Genomic DNA, 17498 nt, shown 5'->3' with positions numbered 1-17498 from the left:
CAGTAGGGGGCTTACTGCCCGTTAATGCGGGATAAATAAAAAACTAATATCACTATATCGTATTATATTTGGTATAATAAAAGTGAAAATTTTCTGAAGAGGTGAAGTGATGTTCAAAAAAATTATTGATTCTTTACTTGGGAATAAACATAAGCACCGCTCATACTCCAGTAGTGATTATCGTCATCGACGTCGTTCGTATTCTAGTAGCGATTATCATAAACAACATCCATCCCATGGGTATGGGCATCATCATTATAAAAGAAAACATAAAAGTCGTAGCTTTTTCTCTAGTAGCTGATGAATTTTCAAAAAGTAATGGCCTGGTTTGATCGACCGCTGTCTATCGATACTGTCGTTGCACAGCGGTATCAAATTCATTGTATTCTCGGCATGGGAAGTTATGGTTTTACGTATCTAGTTTCGGATCTATTGTCTGGTGAAAAAAGAGTATTAAAACAACTTCGGAAAAGTAAACAGCGTTACGCATCAGGTAGGAAATCGTTTACATATGAGCAAGCGATTTTACAGCAGTTAGAGCATTGTGCAATTCCTCGTTTCTATCATAGCTTTACATGGAGAGAAGGATCTTTTTTTGTAATGGAGGAAATGCGCGGAAAGACATTTGAAGATTTTATTTTTGAATATGGAGAAATGTATACAGAGAAAGAAGTTTTTCTTATTTTATATAAAGTGCTTCATGTTGTTTCCTATTTTCATAGTCAAGGTATTGTGCATCGCGATTTACGAATTCCTAATATTTTAATGAATGATGATGAAATATCTATCATTGATTTTGGATTAGCCCGCTTTATTGGTGAAAATGATGAACGTGCTCATTCTTATAAAGGGGAACAAGCGTATATGCGCGAAATCCATTATCGCAGTGATTTTTATGCTCTTGGGCATTTTGTTTTATTTTTGTTGTATTCTAGTTATGAATCTTCAAAAGAAGAACGGCCTTGGCACGAAGAATTAACATTATCAGCAAATAGTAGTGATGTAATTATGCGGATGTTACAAATAAAAGAGCCATATTATGAAAGTGTACAAGAATTAAAAGAAGATGTGCGCTGTATAATAGAAAGGATGGGGGATACATGTTCCAAAAGTTTTTAGCAAGCGTTGGTATTGGCAGTGCAAAAGTTGACACTGTGTTAACACAAGAAGAATGGCTTATCGGTGAAGAAATTACAGGAGTTGTACATATTACTGGCGGATCAGTAGCACAAGAAATTGATAGTATTTATTTAACGTTGTCTACGACATATATTCGTGAAGTGGATGATAAGAAAATAAGTTCAACATATGACTTAAAGAAAGTTCGTTTAACAACTCCTATTACTATCGGGATAAATGAAAAACGAGAAATTCCGTTTTCTTTCCCGATGCCGATTGAAGCACCGTTAACAATTGGAATGAAAACTGTTTGGGTACAGACTGGTCTAGATATTAAACGCAGCATTGACCCAAGTGACCGGGATTACATTCAAATACTACCAAACTTGTTATTAAAAAGTGTATTAGAGGCAGTCCAAAATCTTGGATTTCGTCTTCGTCAAGCGGAATGTGAAGAACTTCCATACCGTTTGCGAGATCATGTCCCATTCGCGCAAGAGTTTGAATTTGTTCCTGTATCCGGACAATATTATGGAAAGCTCGATGAATTAGAACTTCTGATCATTCCGCGTTCGTATGATAGTTTAGAAATTGTGATGGAAGTAGATCGAAAAGCAAGAGGGATTGTTGGACTGTTATCTGAAGCTTTAGATATGGATGAAAAAGTTTTACGTTTCACAGTGAAGCGTGAAGACATTCCAACAATGCAGCAAAAAATTAACAGTTATATTTCATGCTGATTCATGCATAAAAAAGAAATGGAGAGGGAAAATAAAACACCCGCTCCATTTTTGTATAGTGAGGTTATGCAGATGAAGAGATATCGACATTTATATATGCTACTTTTTGTTTTACTCGTTTGTTTTGTCGTACTATCTTTTTCTTATGAAACATCTTTTATTGATCAATTTGATCATGTTGTCAGTGATTATATACAAAGTTTTCGTAACGAGTATTTTACCGCTTATTTTGTATGGATGTCTTATATTGGTTCAAAAAAGGTATATTTTCCTGTATTGTTTATCCTGTTTATGTATTTCTTAATTCGAAGACGATATATGACAGCGATTTTGTTAATGATAAATTTTTATGGTTCGCGCTATTTAAACTATATGTTAAAGGTATGGTATGAACGACCAAGGCCCGATATATCACAACTTGTTACTGCGACAGGCTACAGTTTTCCGAGCGGACATGCGATGAATGCTGTTGCATTTCTTGGGTTTATTGCATACATTACAATTACTGAACATCGCCTACAATTGCATCAAAAATTACTGCTGATTGTTATTGCCTGCTTTCTTATCTTCTCCATTTCTATTAGTCGAATATATTTAGGAGTACATTATCCATCTGATATTTTAGCGGGCTGGGCTGCTGGAGGAAGTTGGCTTATTTTATGTATCATGTTTCATCAAACATTTCTCCCACATGTAGCCCACAATAAATCTTCTGTATCAAGTTAATCAATCATGCGTAATGACTCATTTCAATCCATTTTGTATTACAGAAAAAGAACCTATGAGAGCATAGGTTCTTTTTGCATTGGCTCTACATGAATATGTGTGTGCCAAATATTGTGTTTATGTTGCAGTTTTTCTTCAATTTCATCAGTAATACGATGGCTTTCACTTACATCCATGTGTGCGTCTACTTCGATAGTAATATCAACATACGTTTGATTCCCATACATGCGTGCTCGAATGTCAACAATGTGTTCAACGCCTGTAATAGTTTTAACTGTTTCGGCATATTGCTTCATTTTGTCTGGATCAATGCCATCTGTTAATAGGTGTGATGCTTCTTTGAAAATATCCCATGCAGTTTTACAAATAATGATACCGACAATAAGTGCCGCAATTGGATCAAGAAGAGGCATTTGAAACTGTGAACCGAAAATACCAATAACGGTCCCAACACTTACGAAAACATCAGATAAATTATCTTTTGCAGCTGCTTCTAGTGCTTTACTTTTTGTTTCCTTGGCAATTTTACGATTATAAACGTATACGCTATACATAATAGCAGCGCAAAACAAAGCAACCCAAGCTCCTATTAAACTTGGGGGGGGCTGTTCTTCCTTGAAAAAGGATTGAACAGCATTTACGATAACTTCAAGTCCAACAGTCATCATAATAAAGGATGCGATGAGTGAAGCGATTTGTTCCGCGCGTAAGTGACCATATGGATGATCTGGATCACGAGGTTTTCGGGAAATTTTTAACCCGATTAATACAGCTAATGATGCGCCAATATCAGTTAAATTATTAAGACCATCTGCACGCAGTGCGCTAGAAACGGCTATGTAGCTTATTGTAATTTTAACAGTTGATAAAAATATATAGGCAACAATACTTAGAATAGCCCCTTTATCAGCAGCTTTGTTAGAAAGTGATTCCATACTATTTACTCACCTTTCTCTCAAAGATTATATATATAAGCGTATCAAATGAAAGTCGTGTGGGTCTATACAAACATTGTTGTGTACTTTTAGCATTTTAAGAAAGGGAGAACATTGTTTCATGAGGGCAAAAAAATAAAAAGCGCTTAAGTATATCTCTAAGCGCTTTTTGTAAGTTATTATATTGTATTAATATACTTCTAAAAACTCAGTAACTTGTTCTTCTGTTTTTGCATTTGCACTATGTAGATGACCCAATTTTTCACCGTTTTGATACACTAATAAACTTGGAATTCCCATTACTTGATATTCTTCCGCAATACTTGGGAACTCATCTTTATTAATGGAATACCATTCAAATTTATTGAACTCTTCCATTACATCACCGATAAAATTGTCCATGCGCACGCAATCTGGGCACCATGTTGTGAAGAACTTTACTACTACTGGCTCCTCGCTTGCGATAATGTCCTTAAATTCCTTGTCACTCTTGATTTCTTTCATGTTTTTGACTCCTTTCAATGTCATGTGGATTTGCGAGTATTTTTATGCAAAATCCTCATTTGCAAACATTAGCGTTTTTGAAATAGATTGCTTGCAAAATCTTCTACAGCTTTTTCTTGGAGACCTGGTACGACGTGAGAGTAGGTATCCAATGTGATTCCTATTCTTTTGTGTACAAGTCGTTCGTTTATACTCTTCGGATGAATACCTTGCCTTTGTATGAAAATAGCATAGGTATGCCAAAGATCATGAAAACGAATATTAAGAACTTCACTTTTCTTTATAAGCCTTTTCTAAAGATGTGTCAAACTTTTGAAATTGTTAGGAAGCCACAAAAGAAATTGGTATGGTTCCCGAAGCCTTTTTGTTATAAAAAAAAAGACACTCCTAGGAGTGTCGCCATCCATCTTATTGCTTTCGAGGTTTGAAAAGGGAAGTAATGAAAAAGAAACCTTTTTCCATTCAAATTTAACATGAATGGAATATATAGTAAATTGAGAAACATTATCCGGAAGCTTTAGTATAGATGCTTTTCACTATTGGTATAGAGGAAAAAACTATTTTTTTGACAAAAAAGGGCCTACTTAAAATAGAAGGTTGGATGTATTTTGACGAAAGTTACATGAACTGGATTAGATAAAAAGAAACTGGCTCCTTGGGCGGTAGTTCAAACCAAATAAAGTAGTTCTTATATCTTTTTAACGTATATCATTTTCTTCTTAACTTTTATGTAATGTATGAAATAAAGTTGTGAGAACTTTCGATTAGAGATCATATACATATTGTAAAAGAGGAGTTTGCTATATAACGGAGTCTTTTTTGATAAAAAAAGACACTACATGAGTGTCTTTTAATTGAAAGAAAATTCTTTCTATTATATAATTAATTATGGGAAAGGTAATGTTAAAGTGTTATTTTTAATGTTATCTTATTATTTAATAAGCCATGAAATCAAATCAATTGATTTTTTGGCTTTTTTTATTATTGTAAGCAGATTCTTTATTGTTCATATTTATATGTTACTTTCTATTTAACAGCGAATGACAGTGCCGGAATAACAAACTAGGAAATAGTCTCCAGTATCTATAACAGTCACTGCGGAAATAACTCCTTTAAAGCCTTCTGAAGAGTAATAGATTTCTTTAGGGATATTTTCAGCAGATTGATACTTTCTTTTTTCATACTTTACATGATGGTGCTTAATTGTTTTTGGTTCAGATACAATGGATTGTTTGTTTGTGACAGTGGAAGTATTTGCATTCAAAGAATCTTGAGAAGTGATATCTAATCCTGCTGCTTTTACATTCTCCGTTTGTGAAAAAGCACCAATACCACAAAATCCGATAAATGTTGCTAAGGTAACCTTTGTGAAATTTTTCATTTTCTTTTTCTCCTTTTCTAATTTTTGGTAATATTGTTCTTACAACTAACAGTCTATATGTAGTGTATATGAACTGTAAATATATATGAAAAGACAAAAAATGATAAAAATATTCATTTTTCTCATTTTTTGTATAATAAACCGTCGTTCAGAAAATTGTCAAAAATTGAAAGTTTTTCCTATGCGAAAAGGAGAACTATGTATGCAAAAAAAGAATAAATATTCATAGTTCAAATGTTTGAATAAAATGTGAACTATTTTAAATAATTAGAATGGTTTATAGGCATAGATTCCTATTACAGTTATATAGCGGATTTCGATTCTATTAAATGGACTGCATATGTATTGGAAAAATAAAAAAGTATGATCTAGTTATGGTATTTGGATAGAATGTCTAGAAGACGGAAATCACCGCATTATATATAGTTGGAGATTTCAATTCAAAACATGGTGTGATGAGACTGTTGTGAAGTTAAAAGTAGTTTATCCAGAGTATGGAATGTGGATTTTACAAGTATGACGAGAAAAGTTGACTCCTATGAGTCAGCTTTTCTATTTTAGGATAGCGCTACATAAATATGATTAATGTTGTGAAAAACATGGGCGTAAAACGGTGTTTTTGATAAAAAAAATCCCATAGCCTACAAACAAAAAGAATGATATTCTTTTTGTATAGTTTTTGTGAAAATTCCCTTTTAATTATAGAGATATGTACCTAGATTTCTTCAAAGCAATAGGAAAAAACTAGAATGGAGGCATAGGGTAATGATTCAATATAAAGATAATTTCATAACGATCTTTCAAAGTACTATTTATCAAACCAATTCAGTTGTTGTAGAAACAGATAAATTGGTATTAGTAGTAGATCCGACTTGGCTACCGAATGAAGTAGATGAAATTCAGGACTATGTATATAAAAATAAAAAAGATAAAGACCTTTACTTACTTTTTACACATTCCGATTTTGATCATATTTTAGGTTATGGTGCGTTTTCGCATGCTAAAGTAATTGCAAGCGAAAAATTAAAAGATTGCCCTGATAAGCAATCAATTATCAATAGCATTCAAGACTTTGACGATTCTTATTACATAACAAGGAAGTATGAAGTAAAGTTTCCAGATGTGGATATTTCCATTCGTAAAGAAGATGAGGAATTAGAAATAGGAGATATAAAATTTCACTTTTATCAAGCCCCAGGTCATACTGATGATGGCATTATTACAGTTCTTGAGCCACTCGGAATCATAATAGCTGGTGACTACTTATCAAATCTAGAATTTCCTTATATTTATCATAACAGCGATGACTATTTATCAACTTTAACAAAATTCGAATCCATAATAGAAAAATATGACATTAGTCTCCTAATACCAGGACATGGAGGATTTACAAAAGAAAAAACAGAGATGAAAAAGAGGATATCCGAGGCAGTTCATTATATATTACAAACTAAACAGTTACTATTAGAAGGCAAACAAGAAGAAACATATGGCCTTATAAAAAAATATAGTTATCCAAAAACAATGAAAAAATTCCATGATTATAACCTTACTTTGTTAAAAAAGGAGCTCGAGCTGTAACATACTAAGTCATATAAAAAGAAACCCAATCAAGGGTATTATTTTGGTTGGTTGTTATGTTAATATCCCCAATATTGAAATGGAAATTGATGTTGTTGGCAATAATATGGTGAATGCTGTGAATGCATTTGGTTTTGATTAGGGATATGATGAAATGTATTTCGACTTTCACTTGGATTGCAGCCTTTAGGAGGACCAATTACAGTAGTAGATTGAATAGGAGATACTGCTTGTTTCCATTGTTGTTCATCGAGACAATACGTATGAGCCATAATATTTGCGGGTGTTAATCGTAATATATCTGATCCAAAAGTAACTTCGGGAGTAGGGGCATTAAAAATGGCTAATAAATGTGTGTTGTCTACAGTGGCGGTTTCATAATGCCACCAAGCTTGTGGTATATTGACAACTTGACCTGGTTTTATAGGGAAACTCAAAATTTGGTTTGTAAAGGGATTAAGCAAAGAAACGACAGCTGCACCAGAAATACAATAAACGAGTTCAGCCGCATTTTGATGTATATGAGGTTCTATAATATTTCCCGCACTTAAAAAAATGTCGAGTAAAGATGTATTATTTAATGTATTTAACTGTTTAATCCCTAGAACATTTATATAATTTTGCGCATCTTTTGTAAAAAAGTTAGTTCTACTTACATCTTGAGTGAATTGGATAGATGGAGAAGTATAATCTATAGGAGAAGTCATTTCATTTTCCTGCCTTCCTGATTCGAAGTTGGTTTCGGTATCTGGAATAGGATATGAGTCTATCCCCATTGTTGTGCAGTTGTTTATATTGCCGTAAGGGGAAAAAGATATCTGCTCTTTCGTTTACTAAAGAGCAGATATGATGGTATAGCAGCTTTTATGGAGCTTAAATGTAAAATATCAAAAAACTTAAACGAATGCACTAAGTAAATATTTCCATATGTATATTACGAAAGAAGATGTTATGTTTTGAAGTGTTTGTTAAGGGGAAAATAGTTGAAAGACGTTTAATTCGAATGAACATAATTTATAGGAGAGTATAGGCATATTACCTTTTGGTTTTATAAATATATAAGAATTAGGTAAATAAGTAGAACTTTTGAATGAGTACAAATCAGCCTCGAGTCTCATGCACATAGCATGAGTTATTATATAAAATATTACATAACAAAGAAAAAACATAGAAAAAAGGAGTGGTTTTTTTAATGGAGCATAAAGGATTGAAAATATTTATTCATGCTAGTACTTGGTTTGCACCTGTATTAGTCCCTTTTATTATATTTCTTGTGAGTTCAGATCGAGAAATTAAAAATTTATCATTACAAGCGGTCATATTTCATTTTGTCATCGGCGTATTAATTGGTATTTCGGCATTTTTCTCTTGGGTATTAATTGGAATTCCATTTTTAATTATTTTTGGACTCATGGCTTTAATTACTCCAATTATTGGTATTGTTCGTGCATTGAATGATCGACCTTTTCAATATCCGATTGTTGGATCGTGGTTGAAATAAACTAAAATAAAATGTCTGAAAAGGATAGCAAATTGCTATTCTTTTTTTTTAGAAATTATAATGGAAAAATAAAGCGATTGTATATCCAAAGATAAAGAAAATAAAATAAATTGTAATTTTCTAAACAATCTGATATATTTGAGTAGAAAATGAAATGATTGTAAAACGGTCGAAGATAAATCGTTCGTTTTGCATATCAAAGTCTGCGTGGGGAGAAGGTGCTAATTTACGAAGATCAGTTATAGTAATAGTTTCTTTAGAAGATATTTTTATTGTCGTAATCATTAACAAAAATGAAGCTTATGAGAGATTCTTTGTTTGGAACATTTTCTTACAATCTCAATCCTTTCAAAAGTACTATTATGAACAATCTAAACATAGAAAAACCTTGTACGCTGCTAATCTCATATTCTTTGCGAGCAGTAAAATAGAGAATCGTGAGGGAAATATATTTGTGCAATCTTGGAAAGGCTTACAGAAGTGTAAACGAAGATCTATTTGGATTGGAGGAAAACAAAATGGGAGCTGAAGAAAAATATTTTCCAGGACTTGAAGGGATAATTGCAGCAGAGACGAAGATTTCTTTTCTTGATACAAAAAAAGGAGAAATTGTTATTCAAGGGTATGATTTGATTGAGTTATCTAAAACGAAAGGCTATTTAGATATTGTTCATCTTTTATTAGAGGAGAAACTTCCTAATTCAGATGAAAAAGCGGCATTGGAAGAAACGTTAAAGTCTGAATATGAGGTTCCGAGTGGAATTTTTGATGTTTTAAAAGCACTGCCAAAACAAACGCATCCAATGGATGGATTGCGTACAGGAATTTCGGCGCTAGCTGGTTATGACAATGAAATTGATGATCGCTCATTAGATGTAAATAAAAAGCGTGCTTATAAATTGTTAAGTAAGGTACCGAATATAGTAGCTAATAGCTATCGAATTTTAAATAATGAAGAACCAATTGAACCGATCCAAGAATTATCTTATAGTGCGAATTTCTTCCGTATGCTTACGGGTAAAAAGCCTTCTGAATTAGAAGAAAAAATATTTGACCGATCGCTTGTTCTGTATAGTGAACATGAAATGCCTAACTCTACTTTTACGGCTAGAGTAATTGCGTCGACACAATCAGATTTGTATGGTGCCTTAACCGGAGCAGTTGCCTCTTTAAAAGGTAATTTACATGGAGGCGCAAATGAGGCAGTGATGTACATGCTGCTTGAAGCAGGTACTGCCCAAAAATTTGAAGAATTACTGCAAAAGAAACTGTATAACAAAGAAAAAATCATGGGATTTGGACATCGCGTCTACATGAAGAAGATAGATCCAAGAGCGCTTATGATGAAAGAAGCATTAAAACAGTTATGTGATGTGAAAGGCGATTATACATTATATGAAATGTGTGAAGCCGGAGAAAAGATTATGGAGAAGGAAAAAGGAATCTATCCAAACCTAGATTATTATGCTGCTCCAGTCTATTGGATGTTAGGTATTCCAATTCAACTATATACACCAATCTTTTTCAGCTCAAGAACGGTAGGCTTATGTGCGCATGTGATTGAGCAACATACAAATAATCGATTGTTCCGCCCGCGTGTAAATTATATCGGCGAGCGACATGTGCTTAGCAAATAAAAACAACTGGGGAGTTGTTAAGGTCGCCCGCCAGATGAGTGTTTGACCGACACCCATTCTTAATAATAACGAATTTTTGATAGAAAGGGAAGGATAGCGTGATTAAAACAAATGAAATTAAACAAAAAGATGCAATTTTAGAAGAGATTACGGATTATGTATTAAATAAAGAAATTACAAGCTCAGAAGCATTCAGTACAGCACGCTATGTGCTACTTGATACACTTGGATGTGGGATTTTAGCACTGCAATATCCAGAGTGTACAAAATTACTAGGGCCTGTCGTGCCAGGAACTGTTGTGCCAAATGGCACACGTGTGCCGGGAACATCATTTGTGCTTGATCCAGTACGCGGTGCCTTTAATATCGGATGTATGATTCGTTGGTTAGATTATAACGATACGTGGCTTGCGGCTGAATGGGGACATCCGTCTGATAACTTAGGTGGAATTTTAGCCGTTGCAGATTATGTGAGCCGCGTTCGTATTTCAGAAGGAAAAGAACCATTAAAAGTAAGAGATGTACTTGAAATGATGATTAAAGCACATGAAATCCAAGGTGTACTTGCATTGGAAAATAGTTTAAACCGCGTTGGTCTTGACCATGTGTTATACGTAAAAGTAGCGACAACAGCAGTTGTTACTAAAATGCTTGGTGGCACACGTGAAGAAATCTTTAATGCATTGTCTCATGCATGGATTGATAACTCTAGTCTTCGTACATATCGTCATGCTCCAAATACAGGTTCACGTAAGTCATGGGCAGCTGGGGATGCAACAAGCCGTGGTGTTCATCTTGCACTTACTGCATTAAAAGGTGAAATGGGTTACCCAACAGCATTATCTGCACCAGGATGGGGATTCCAAGATGTATTGTTTAACAAGCAAGAACTAAAATTAGCAAGACCTTTAGATTCTTATGTAATGGAAAATGTATTGTTTAAAGTATCATATCCAGCAGAATTCCATGCTCAAACAGCTGCAGAATGTGCAGTGAAATTACACCCAGAGGTGAAAGAACGATTAGATGAAATTGACCGTATTACAATTACGACACATGAGTCAGCAGTTCGTATTATTGATAAAGAGGGTCCATTAAATAACCCAGCTGACCGTGATCATTGCTTGCAATACATTACTGCAATCGGTTTATTAAAAGGTGACATTGTTGCAGATGATTATGAGGATGAAGTAGCTTCTGACACTCGCGTAGATGAATTACGAAATAAGATGGTTGTTGTTGAAAATAAACAATACAGTTTAGATTACCTAGATCCGAACAAGCGCTCAATCGCCAACGCTGTTCAAATTCATTTTAAAGATGGTACAGTAACAGAGAATGTAGAATGTGAATATCCATTAGGTCACCGTTTCCGTAGAGACGAAGCGATTCCAAAGGTTGTTCAAAAGTTCTCTGCAAATATGGCCGTTCATTATTCTAATAAACAACAAGAAAAAATTCATGAGGCTTGTTTGAATGAAGAAAAATTAGAAAATATGAATGTAAATAAATTTGTAGATCTTTTTTTAATTTAAGTATAGGGGGAATAAGAATGGCTTGGGTTGTAAATAAACAGTCAACACAACAAGAACTTGCCAATCGATTCCGAACTTTAGTAGAAGCACCTGAAATCTTACAAATTCCTGGTGTACATGATGCGATGGCTGCTCTTGTTGCAAAAAATACTGGGTTTTCAGCTCTTTATTTATCAGGAGCTGCTTATACTGCAAGTAAGGGGCTACCAGATTTAGGCATTGTAACATCTACTGAAGTGGCTGAAAGAGCAAGAGATCTTGTTAGAGCAACGGATTTACCTCTTCTTGTCGATATTGATACAGGATTTGGTGGAGTATTAAATGTAGCAAGAACTGCTGTAGAAATGATGGAGGCAAATGTAGCTGCTGTTCAAATCGAAGATCAGCAACTCCCTAAAAAATGTGGGCATCTAAATGGAAAAAAACTTGTTTCCATTGAAGAAATGCAACAAAAAATTAAAGTTATAAAAGAAGTAGCACCATCGATGGTTATTGTAGCCCGTACGGACGCTCGTGCGGTTGAGGGATTAGATGCATCGATTGAGCGAGCAATTGCTTACATAGAAGCGGGGGCAGACGCTATTTTCCCAGAAGCTTTGCAGTCAGAAGAAGAGTTTCGTTTATTTACAAAAAAAGTAACGGTACCTTTACTTGCTAATATGACTGAATTTGGGAAAACACCGTATTATACTGCCGAAGAATTCGCTAATATCGGTTATCAAATGGTTATATATCCAGTGACTTCTCTCCGCGTAGCAGCAAAAGCTTATGAACGTATTTTTCATCTTATAAAAGAAGAAGGATCGCAAAAAGAAGGGCTTTCTGATATGCAAACAAGAAGTGAATTATATGAAACGATTTCTTATCATGACTTTGAGGAGTTAGATAAGGGAATTGCAAAAACAATTTTATCTGATGGGCAATAGATGAAGTGAAACTTCCAGCAGCGGAGGCATCCTCTCACTGCTGGTTAGTTAAACCAATCGAGTGCATGCCAGCATCTCTCATCCTCACTCTACTCTGAATCGTGGGGATAAGAGTTTTACTGCCCCAAAATAGCGAGATAAAATAAGAAAGCGATGATACACATTTTTAGCAAAGACACCTGCTTGATGTGAAATGAATCATCGCTTTTTTGTTATATTAACGGATAGTAAGAATGAGATTGATAAAAGTTTTTTGACGAAAAAGAAACGAAATCCTCGTTTGTGTAGTTGCATTTTATTATAATATTTTTTCCACGGTAGAAAAGCATTATCATGTTATGCAGATAGGAAAAGAGGAGTATAGACATTCTAAAGGAAGGGAAATTCAGTTATGATGGCTGCAAAATATGACTCTGTTCGAAATTGGATGAAGCAGGACCCGTACATTTTGAGGAAAGATGATACAATTCGAGAAGCATTACGAATACTAGCTGAATCAGAGAGCACAGAACTCCCTGTTTTAGAAAACAATCATGTGATTGGGGTTGTGAAACTAATTGATTGTGTAAAGTGGTTAGAGGATCATTCAGAGTGGGATGAACCGATTGTCACTATACTGAGACATTTTTTTTATAACGTAAGGGAAGAGTTTTCATTAAGCGAGTTAGAGAATATTCCACTTTACGTTACTTGCGAGAAAAACAGAGAGCTTAAAGGAGTGTTCGGTAATAAGGAATTATTAGCTTTTCATAAAGATTTGGTTCAAGAAATCGAATGTGCACATGAAATGATAGAGTGGTTTAAACTTTGTTTTGATACTGCATACGAAGGTATTGCAATTGTGGATGAAAATGGAGTTATCCAAATGTTCAATGAAACGTACAGTCGTTTTGTTGGTGTTACGAAGGAAGAAGCAATTGGGCAGCACGCTGAAAATGTAATTGAGAATACGCGGCTTCCAGTTGTATTAAAAACAGGAGTACCGGAAAGAAATCAAGTGCACCGTCTGCAAGGACAGAATCTAGTTGTGCACCGGATGCCAATTTGGAAGCAGGGAAAAGTGATAGGTGCTGTAGGGATGCTTATTCATGAAGGGATTTCAGATGTTTATAAAATACTAGAACGATTTGATCAAAAGGATAGGGCAATCAAACCAACGTTTTCTAAACCGAAAAAGAAGCAGATTCGATTTGAAGATATTCTTGGAGAAAGTCAAACAATTTCTGAAACGAAAAAAATGGCTCGAAAAGCAGCTGGATCAAAAGCATCCGTATTAATTACTGGAGAAAGTGGTGTTGGTAAAGAACAATTCGCACGCGCGATACATTATACTGGTATAACAAAAAATGGTCCGTTTATTAGTGTGAACTGTGCTGCTATTCCTGATAATTTACTAGAATCTGAATTGTTTGGTTATGCAGAAGGTGCTTTTACAGGTGCGAAAAAGAATGGGAAGGCAGGGAAATTTGAACTTGCAAATCATGGAACATTATTTTTAGACGAGATTGGTGATATGTCACTATTAACGCAAGTGAAAATTTTACGTGTTTTACAAGAAAGAGAAATAGAGAGAATAGGTGGTACACATCCAATTCCTGTTGATTTCAGGCTAATCACGGCGACAAATAAAGATTTAAAACAAATGGTTAGAGAAGGAACCTTTAGGGAGGATTTATATCATCGTCTTCATGTTATTCCGATTCATATTCCACCGCTTCGTTTTCGAAAACAAGATATACCACTCATTGTTGAAGAACATTTACAAAAGTTATGTCAAATGTATGGTGCTGAAGAAAAGACCCTTGATAAAGAGGTATTACGCCTTATGTTCCATTATAATTGGCCGGGTAATGTCAGGGAATTAATCAATATGTTAGAAAGGCTATTTGCACTATCAGATGATGCACATATACGGGCTAAGGATTTACCAGAAGAATTTTATTACCGGGATATGGAGCAGAAGAAATTAGTACCTATGATTCAGTCTTTACCAGCAAGACAAGAAGAAATGAAAGTGGTGCGTGAAGAGGAAGAAAGAGGATTAATTGAACGTGTTTTAAAAGAAGCAAAAGGAAATAAGTCAAAAGCAGCGGCATTGTTAGGGATTTCTAGGGCGACCCTTTATAATAAATTGTCAAGATTCAAAATCTAAACAATTGTTATATCAAGTGTAAAACTGTCTAGACAGTTTTACGTTTTCTTTTCATTTTGCCCTTGTTCTATCAATTTTTAGATTGGCATAGATTTTGCATATAAATAAAATGAAGACCGAAATGATAGGGGGATACAGATGGAGAAAACAAAGTTGCAATGGAACGAATTTTTTTCGCTGAATCAGGAGCTTAATACAATTTTTTTTACACCTGAGGATTTTTCAGGTGATGAAGATTTAATCGCAAAAACAACAGAACAATTTGTGAAACAGGAAATTGTTCCTCAAATTGAAAATATCGAGCAGCACAATTATCAAGTTTCCCGCAAGTTGTTTGAAAAGGCTGGAGAACTTGGATTGTTGAGTATAGAGGTTCCTGAAGAATATGGAGGATTTGAATTAGGGAAAGCAGTTTCTGGACTTGTGGCGGAAAAGATGGGATATGCAGGAGCTTTTAGTGTTTCCTTTAATATTCATGCTGGAGTAGGAACGCTGCCATATGTATACTACGGAACAAAAGAGCAGAAGGAAAAATACTTACCTAAAATTGCATCAGGCGAATGGATTGGAGCTTATGCTTTAACAGAACCTAATGCTGGATCTGACGCATTAAGTGCAAAAACAAGTGCTGTCTTAAATGAAGAAGGAACAGCTTGGACATTAAATGGTGAAAAACAGTGGATTACAAATGCTCATATGGCTGACGTATATGTTGTTTTTGCAAAGACAAATAAAGGAATGACAGCATTTATTGTTGAAAGAACATGTGAAGGCGTTTCGATTGGCCTAGAAGAAAAGAAAATGGGTATTAAAGGTTCTTCAACTGCGACACTGATTTTAGAGGATGTCGTTATACCAGCTGAAAATGTACTAGGGGAAGTAGGAAAGGGACATCACGTAGCTCTTAATATTCTCAATTTTGCTAGATTGAAACTTGCTTTCGGAAATATTGGAACAGCAAAGCAGGCAATTGGCTTATCTGTTCAATACGGAAAAGAACGAAAACAGTTTCAAACAGAATTAATTGATTTCACGATGATTCAAGAGAAAATTGCAAATATGATTATCGCTACATATGGTGCAGAGAGCGCGGCTTATCGGACAGCAGGAGTAATTGATGAAGCAATTCATGAGAGTGATGAAGGTATTATGCAGAAAATGTCTCAATTTGCAATGGAGTGTGCGATCAACAAAGTGAATGCTTCAGAAACACTTGGAAACATTGTGGATGAAGCGGTACAAATTCATGGTGGTTATGGTTATATGCAAGAATATGAAGTAGAACGATTATACCGTGATGCTAGAATTAGCCGTATATTTGAAGGAACGAATGAAATTAACCGCTTAACAGTTGCAAAAATGTTAATGAAACAAACGAAACAACTAGGGGAGAAAGTAGATGAAGACAAGTTTGAAAATGTAGAACGAAATCATCGTTATATTTTATTATCGAAACAATTATTGAAGCAATCTTTGAAAACGCTATCTCAAACTCCTGAATTAAAAATCGAACAAGAACAAGAATATTCACGCGTGTTAGCAGACATGTTGAAAGATGTATATGTAATGGAATCGGCATTTTTACGTACAAAGAAAGCGATAAGTAAAAATGGTGAAGAAAAAGAATATACAAAACAGTTTATAACGGATGTGCTTTGTGAAGAAGGATATCGAAAAGTAGAATCAGCAGCAATTGTTCTTCTTTCTGCAGCGGTGCAAGAAGAGCAAACTAGAAAAGCCATTCTAGATGAAATTCGTCAACTGTCAGTACCTTTATACACGAACTTGTTTACGAAAAAGAGAGAAATCGCAAAAACGATTATAAATCGCGGGAAATATATTGTTTAAATAGGAGGAGAGCGGTATGAAAAAGATTGGTTTTATCGGCTTAGGTAATATGGGTCTTCCGATGTCTAAAAATTTAGTTAAATCAAATTATGCGGTATATGGAGTCGATTTAAATAAAGAGGCTGAAGCTTCCTTCGAGAAAGAAGGAGGAATCATCGGTTTATCAATTAGAAAATTAGCAGAAACATGTGATTTGATTTTTACAAGTTTACCGTCACCGCGAGCTGTTGAAGCTGTTTATTTTGGAGAAGAAGGTTTAATTGAGAATAGTCATTCGAATGTTGTTTTAATTGATACAAGCACAGTAGCTCCGCAATTAAATAAAAAGCTTGCAGATGCTGCAAAGGATAAAAAAGTCGATTTCTTGGCTGCACCGGTTAGCGGTGGAGTGATTGGAGCGGAAAACCGCACATTAACTTTTATGGTTGGTGGACCAAAAGAAGTATATGAAAAAGGTTTACCAGTGATGGAAGTATTGGGATCAAATATATTTCATGTGAGTGAGAAAATTGATAGTGGTACGACTGTAAAATTGATTAATAACTTATTAATTGGTTTTTATACAGCGGGTGTTAGTGAAGCTCTGACATTAGCAAAGAAAAATAATATGGATTTAGATAAAATGTTTGATATTTTAAATGTGAGTTATGGACAAAGTAGAATTTATGAGCGTAATTATAAAAGCTTTATTGCGCCCCAAAATTATGAACCAGGATTTACAGTAAATCTACTAAAGAAAGACTTAGGATTTGCAGTTGATTTAGCAAAAGAAAGTGAGCTTCACTTACCAGTAAGTGAAATGCTTTTGAATTTGTATGATGAAGCTGGTAAAGCAGGATATGGTGAAAAAGACATGGCTGCTTTATATCAAAAGGTAAGTGAACAATTAATCTCTAGTCATAAACAACAATGA

Annotated in this window: 16 protein-coding genes and 1 pseudogene; 12 read left to right on the top strand and 5 right to left on the bottom strand. The window is 34.6% G+C overall.

The annotated features are described in order from the left end of the window. Positions 1-109 precede the first annotated feature (109 nt). From PLX19_RS17550 to PLX19_RS17535, 4 genes are all read left to right on the top strand, one after another. Entirely contained in the window at positions 110-301 is a 192-nt protein-coding gene (locus PLX19_RS17550) for a hypothetical protein (protein ID WP_272190041.1), read from the top strand. Beyond that, positions 301-1119, top strand: coding sequence for a serine/threonine protein kinase (locus tag PLX19_RS17545; RefSeq protein ID WP_272190040.1), 819 nt, complete (start codon positions 301-303; stop codon positions 1117-1119). Before PLX19_RS17550 ends, PLX19_RS17545 begins: the two co-directional genes overlap by 1 nt. Continuing rightward, positions 1101-1859 carry a sporulation protein gene (locus PLX19_RS17540; RefSeq protein WP_272190039.1) on the top strand — a complete coding sequence of 253 codons (759 nt, stop codon included), beginning with the start codon at positions 1101-1103 and terminating at the stop codon, positions 1857-1859. The genes PLX19_RS17545 and PLX19_RS17540 overlap by 19 nt, the downstream gene beginning before the upstream one ends. Before the next feature lie 72 nt (positions 1860-1931). Continuing rightward, on the top strand, positions 1932-2585 hold the full coding sequence (locus tag PLX19_RS17535) for a phosphatase PAP2 family protein (protein ID WP_272190038.1): 654 nt from the start codon (positions 1932-1934) through the stop codon (positions 2583-2585). 53 nt (positions 2586-2638) lie between these two features. On the opposite strand, the gene PLX19_RS17530 is transcribed toward PLX19_RS17535, so the two are convergent. The 4 genes and pseudogenes from PLX19_RS17530 to PLX19_RS17520 all read right to left on the bottom strand — a co-directional run bounded on the left by PLX19_RS17530 (position 2639) and on the right by PLX19_RS17520 (position 5405). Further along, positions 2639-3520 carry a cation diffusion facilitator family transporter gene (locus tag PLX19_RS17530; RefSeq protein ID WP_272190037.1) on the bottom strand — a complete coding sequence of 294 codons (882 nt, stop codon included), beginning with the start codon at positions 3518-3520 and terminating at the stop codon, positions 2639-2641. Between the two features lie 189 nt (positions 3521-3709). Then, positions 3710-4024 carry a thioredoxin family protein gene (locus PLX19_RS17525; protein ID WP_098490844.1) on the bottom strand — a complete coding sequence of 105 codons (315 nt, stop codon included), beginning with the start codon at positions 4022-4024 and terminating at the stop codon, positions 3710-3712. A gap of 68 nt (positions 4025-4092) precedes the next feature. Next, positions 4093-4350: pseudogene (locus tag PLX19_RS26055) on the bottom strand (site-specific integrase); the annotation flags it as partial. A gap of 704 nt (positions 4351-5054) precedes the next feature. Continuing rightward, positions 5055-5405, bottom strand: coding sequence for a hypothetical protein (locus PLX19_RS17520; protein WP_272190036.1), 351 nt, complete (start codon positions 5403-5405; stop codon positions 5055-5057). A 765-nt stretch (positions 5406-6170) separates the two neighbouring features. On the opposite strand from PLX19_RS17520, the gene PLX19_RS17515 reads away from it, so the two are divergent. Next, positions 6171-6986, top strand: coding sequence for an MBL fold metallo-hydrolase (locus PLX19_RS17515; RefSeq protein WP_272190035.1), 816 nt, complete (start codon positions 6171-6173; stop codon positions 6984-6986). Positions 6987-7045: 59 nt separating this feature from the next. Here the strand turns inward: PLX19_RS17515 and PLX19_RS17510 are convergent, their stop codons facing one another. Then, the gene (locus PLX19_RS17510) at positions 7046-7693 is read right to left on the bottom strand and encodes a cupin domain-containing protein (RefSeq protein ID WP_272190090.1); all 648 of its coding nucleotides are present in this window, start codon (positions 7691-7693) and stop codon (positions 7046-7048) included. Positions 7694-8178: 485 nt separating this feature from the next. On the opposite strand from PLX19_RS17510, the gene PLX19_RS17505 reads away from it, so the two are divergent. The 7 genes from PLX19_RS17505 to PLX19_RS17475 all read left to right on the top strand — a co-directional run bounded on the left by PLX19_RS17505 (position 8179) and on the right by PLX19_RS17475 (position 17498). Beyond that, the gene (locus tag PLX19_RS17505) at positions 8179-8487 is read left to right on the top strand and encodes a DUF4870 domain-containing protein (RefSeq protein ID WP_272190034.1); all 309 of its coding nucleotides are present in this window, start codon (positions 8179-8181) and stop codon (positions 8485-8487) included. A gap of 518 nt (positions 8488-9005) precedes the next feature. After that, the gene (gene mmgD, locus PLX19_RS17500) at positions 9006-10124 is read left to right on the top strand and encodes a citrate synthase (protein ID WP_272190032.1); all 1119 of its coding nucleotides are present in this window, start codon (positions 9006-9008) and stop codon (positions 10122-10124) included. Positions 10125-10222: 98 nt separating this feature from the next. Continuing rightward, a complete protein-coding gene (gene prpD, locus PLX19_RS17495) occupies positions 10223-11659 on the top strand; it encodes a 2-methylcitrate dehydratase (protein ID WP_272190031.1) in 1437 nt (478 codons plus the stop codon). A 17-nt stretch (positions 11660-11676) separates the two neighbouring features. After that, the gene (prpB, locus tag PLX19_RS17490; protein WP_272190030.1) at positions 11677-12585 is read left to right on the top strand and encodes a methylisocitrate lyase; all 909 of its coding nucleotides are present in this window, start codon (positions 11677-11679) and stop codon (positions 12583-12585) included. A 391-nt stretch (positions 12586-12976) separates the two neighbouring features. Continuing rightward, on the top strand, positions 12977-14737 hold the full coding sequence (locus PLX19_RS17485; protein WP_272190029.1) for a sigma 54-interacting transcriptional regulator: 1761 nt from the start codon (positions 12977-12979) through the stop codon (positions 14735-14737). Between the two features lie 138 nt (positions 14738-14875). After that, a complete protein-coding gene (locus tag PLX19_RS17480; RefSeq protein ID WP_272190028.1) occupies positions 14876-16585 on the top strand; it encodes an acyl-CoA dehydrogenase family protein in 1710 nt (569 codons plus the stop codon). Positions 16586-16601: 16 nt separating this feature from the next. Beyond that, entirely contained in the window at positions 16602-17498 is an 897-nt protein-coding gene (locus PLX19_RS17475; protein WP_272190027.1) for an NAD(P)-dependent oxidoreductase, read from the top strand.

It is taken from the genome of Bacillus sp. BP-3 (genome assembly GCF_028401955.1).
Taxonomy (GTDB): Bacteria; Bacillota; Bacilli; order Bacillales; family Bacillaceae_G; genus Bacillus_A.
This window is presented reverse-complemented; position numbering and strand designations above follow the sequence as displayed.

What these genes read in the sequence shown, in the direction of transcription:
- PLX19_RS17510 (WP_272190090.1), bottom strand. Translation starts at nt 7,693, where the DNA reads ATGACTTCTCCTATAGATTATACTTCTCCATCTATCCAATTCACTCAA.
- PLX19_RS17475 (WP_272190027.1), top strand. Translation starts at nt 16,602, where the DNA reads ATGAAAAAGATTGGTTTTATCGGCTTAGGTAATATGGGTCTTCCGATG.
- PLX19_RS17505 (WP_272190034.1), top strand. Translation starts at nt 8,179, where the DNA reads ATGGAGCATAAAGGATTGAAAATATTTATTCATGCTAGTACTTGGTTT.
- PLX19_RS17545 (WP_272190040.1), top strand. Translation starts at nt 301, where the DNA reads ATGAATTTTCAAAAAGTAATGGCCTGGTTTGATCGACCGCTGTCTATC.
- PLX19_RS17480 (WP_272190028.1), top strand. Translation starts at nt 14,876, where the DNA reads ATGGAGAAAACAAAGTTGCAATGGAACGAATTTTTTTCGCTGAATCAG.
- mmgD (WP_272190032.1), top strand. Translation starts at nt 9,006, where the DNA reads ATGGGAGCTGAAGAAAAATATTTTCCAGGACTTGAAGGGATAATTGCA.
- PLX19_RS17540 (WP_272190039.1), top strand. Translation starts at nt 1,101, where the DNA reads ATGTTCCAAAAGTTTTTAGCAAGCGTTGGTATTGGCAGTGCAAAAGTT.
- PLX19_RS17550 (WP_272190041.1), top strand. Translation starts at nt 110, where the DNA reads ATGTTCAAAAAAATTATTGATTCTTTACTTGGGAATAAACATAAGCAC.
- PLX19_RS17485 (WP_272190029.1), top strand. Translation starts at nt 12,977, where the DNA reads ATGATGGCTGCAAAATATGACTCTGTTCGAAATTGGATGAAGCAGGAC.
- prpB (WP_272190030.1), top strand. Translation starts at nt 11,677, where the DNA reads ATGGCTTGGGTTGTAAATAAACAGTCAACACAACAAGAACTTGCCAAT.
- PLX19_RS17525 (WP_098490844.1), bottom strand. Translation starts at nt 4,024, where the DNA reads ATGAAAGAAATCAAGAGTGACAAGGAATTTAAGGACATTATCGCAAGC.
- PLX19_RS17530 (WP_272190037.1), bottom strand. Translation starts at nt 3,520, where the DNA reads ATGGAATCACTTTCTAACAAAGCTGCTGATAAAGGGGCTATTCTAAGT.
- PLX19_RS17515 (WP_272190035.1), top strand. Translation starts at nt 6,171, where the DNA reads ATGATTCAATATAAAGATAATTTCATAACGATCTTTCAAAGTACTATT.
- PLX19_RS17535 (WP_272190038.1), top strand. Translation starts at nt 1,932, where the DNA reads ATGAAGAGATATCGACATTTATATATGCTACTTTTTGTTTTACTCGTT.
- PLX19_RS17520 (WP_272190036.1), bottom strand. Translation starts at nt 5,405, where the DNA reads ATGAAAAATTTCACAAAGGTTACCTTAGCAACATTTATCGGATTTTGT.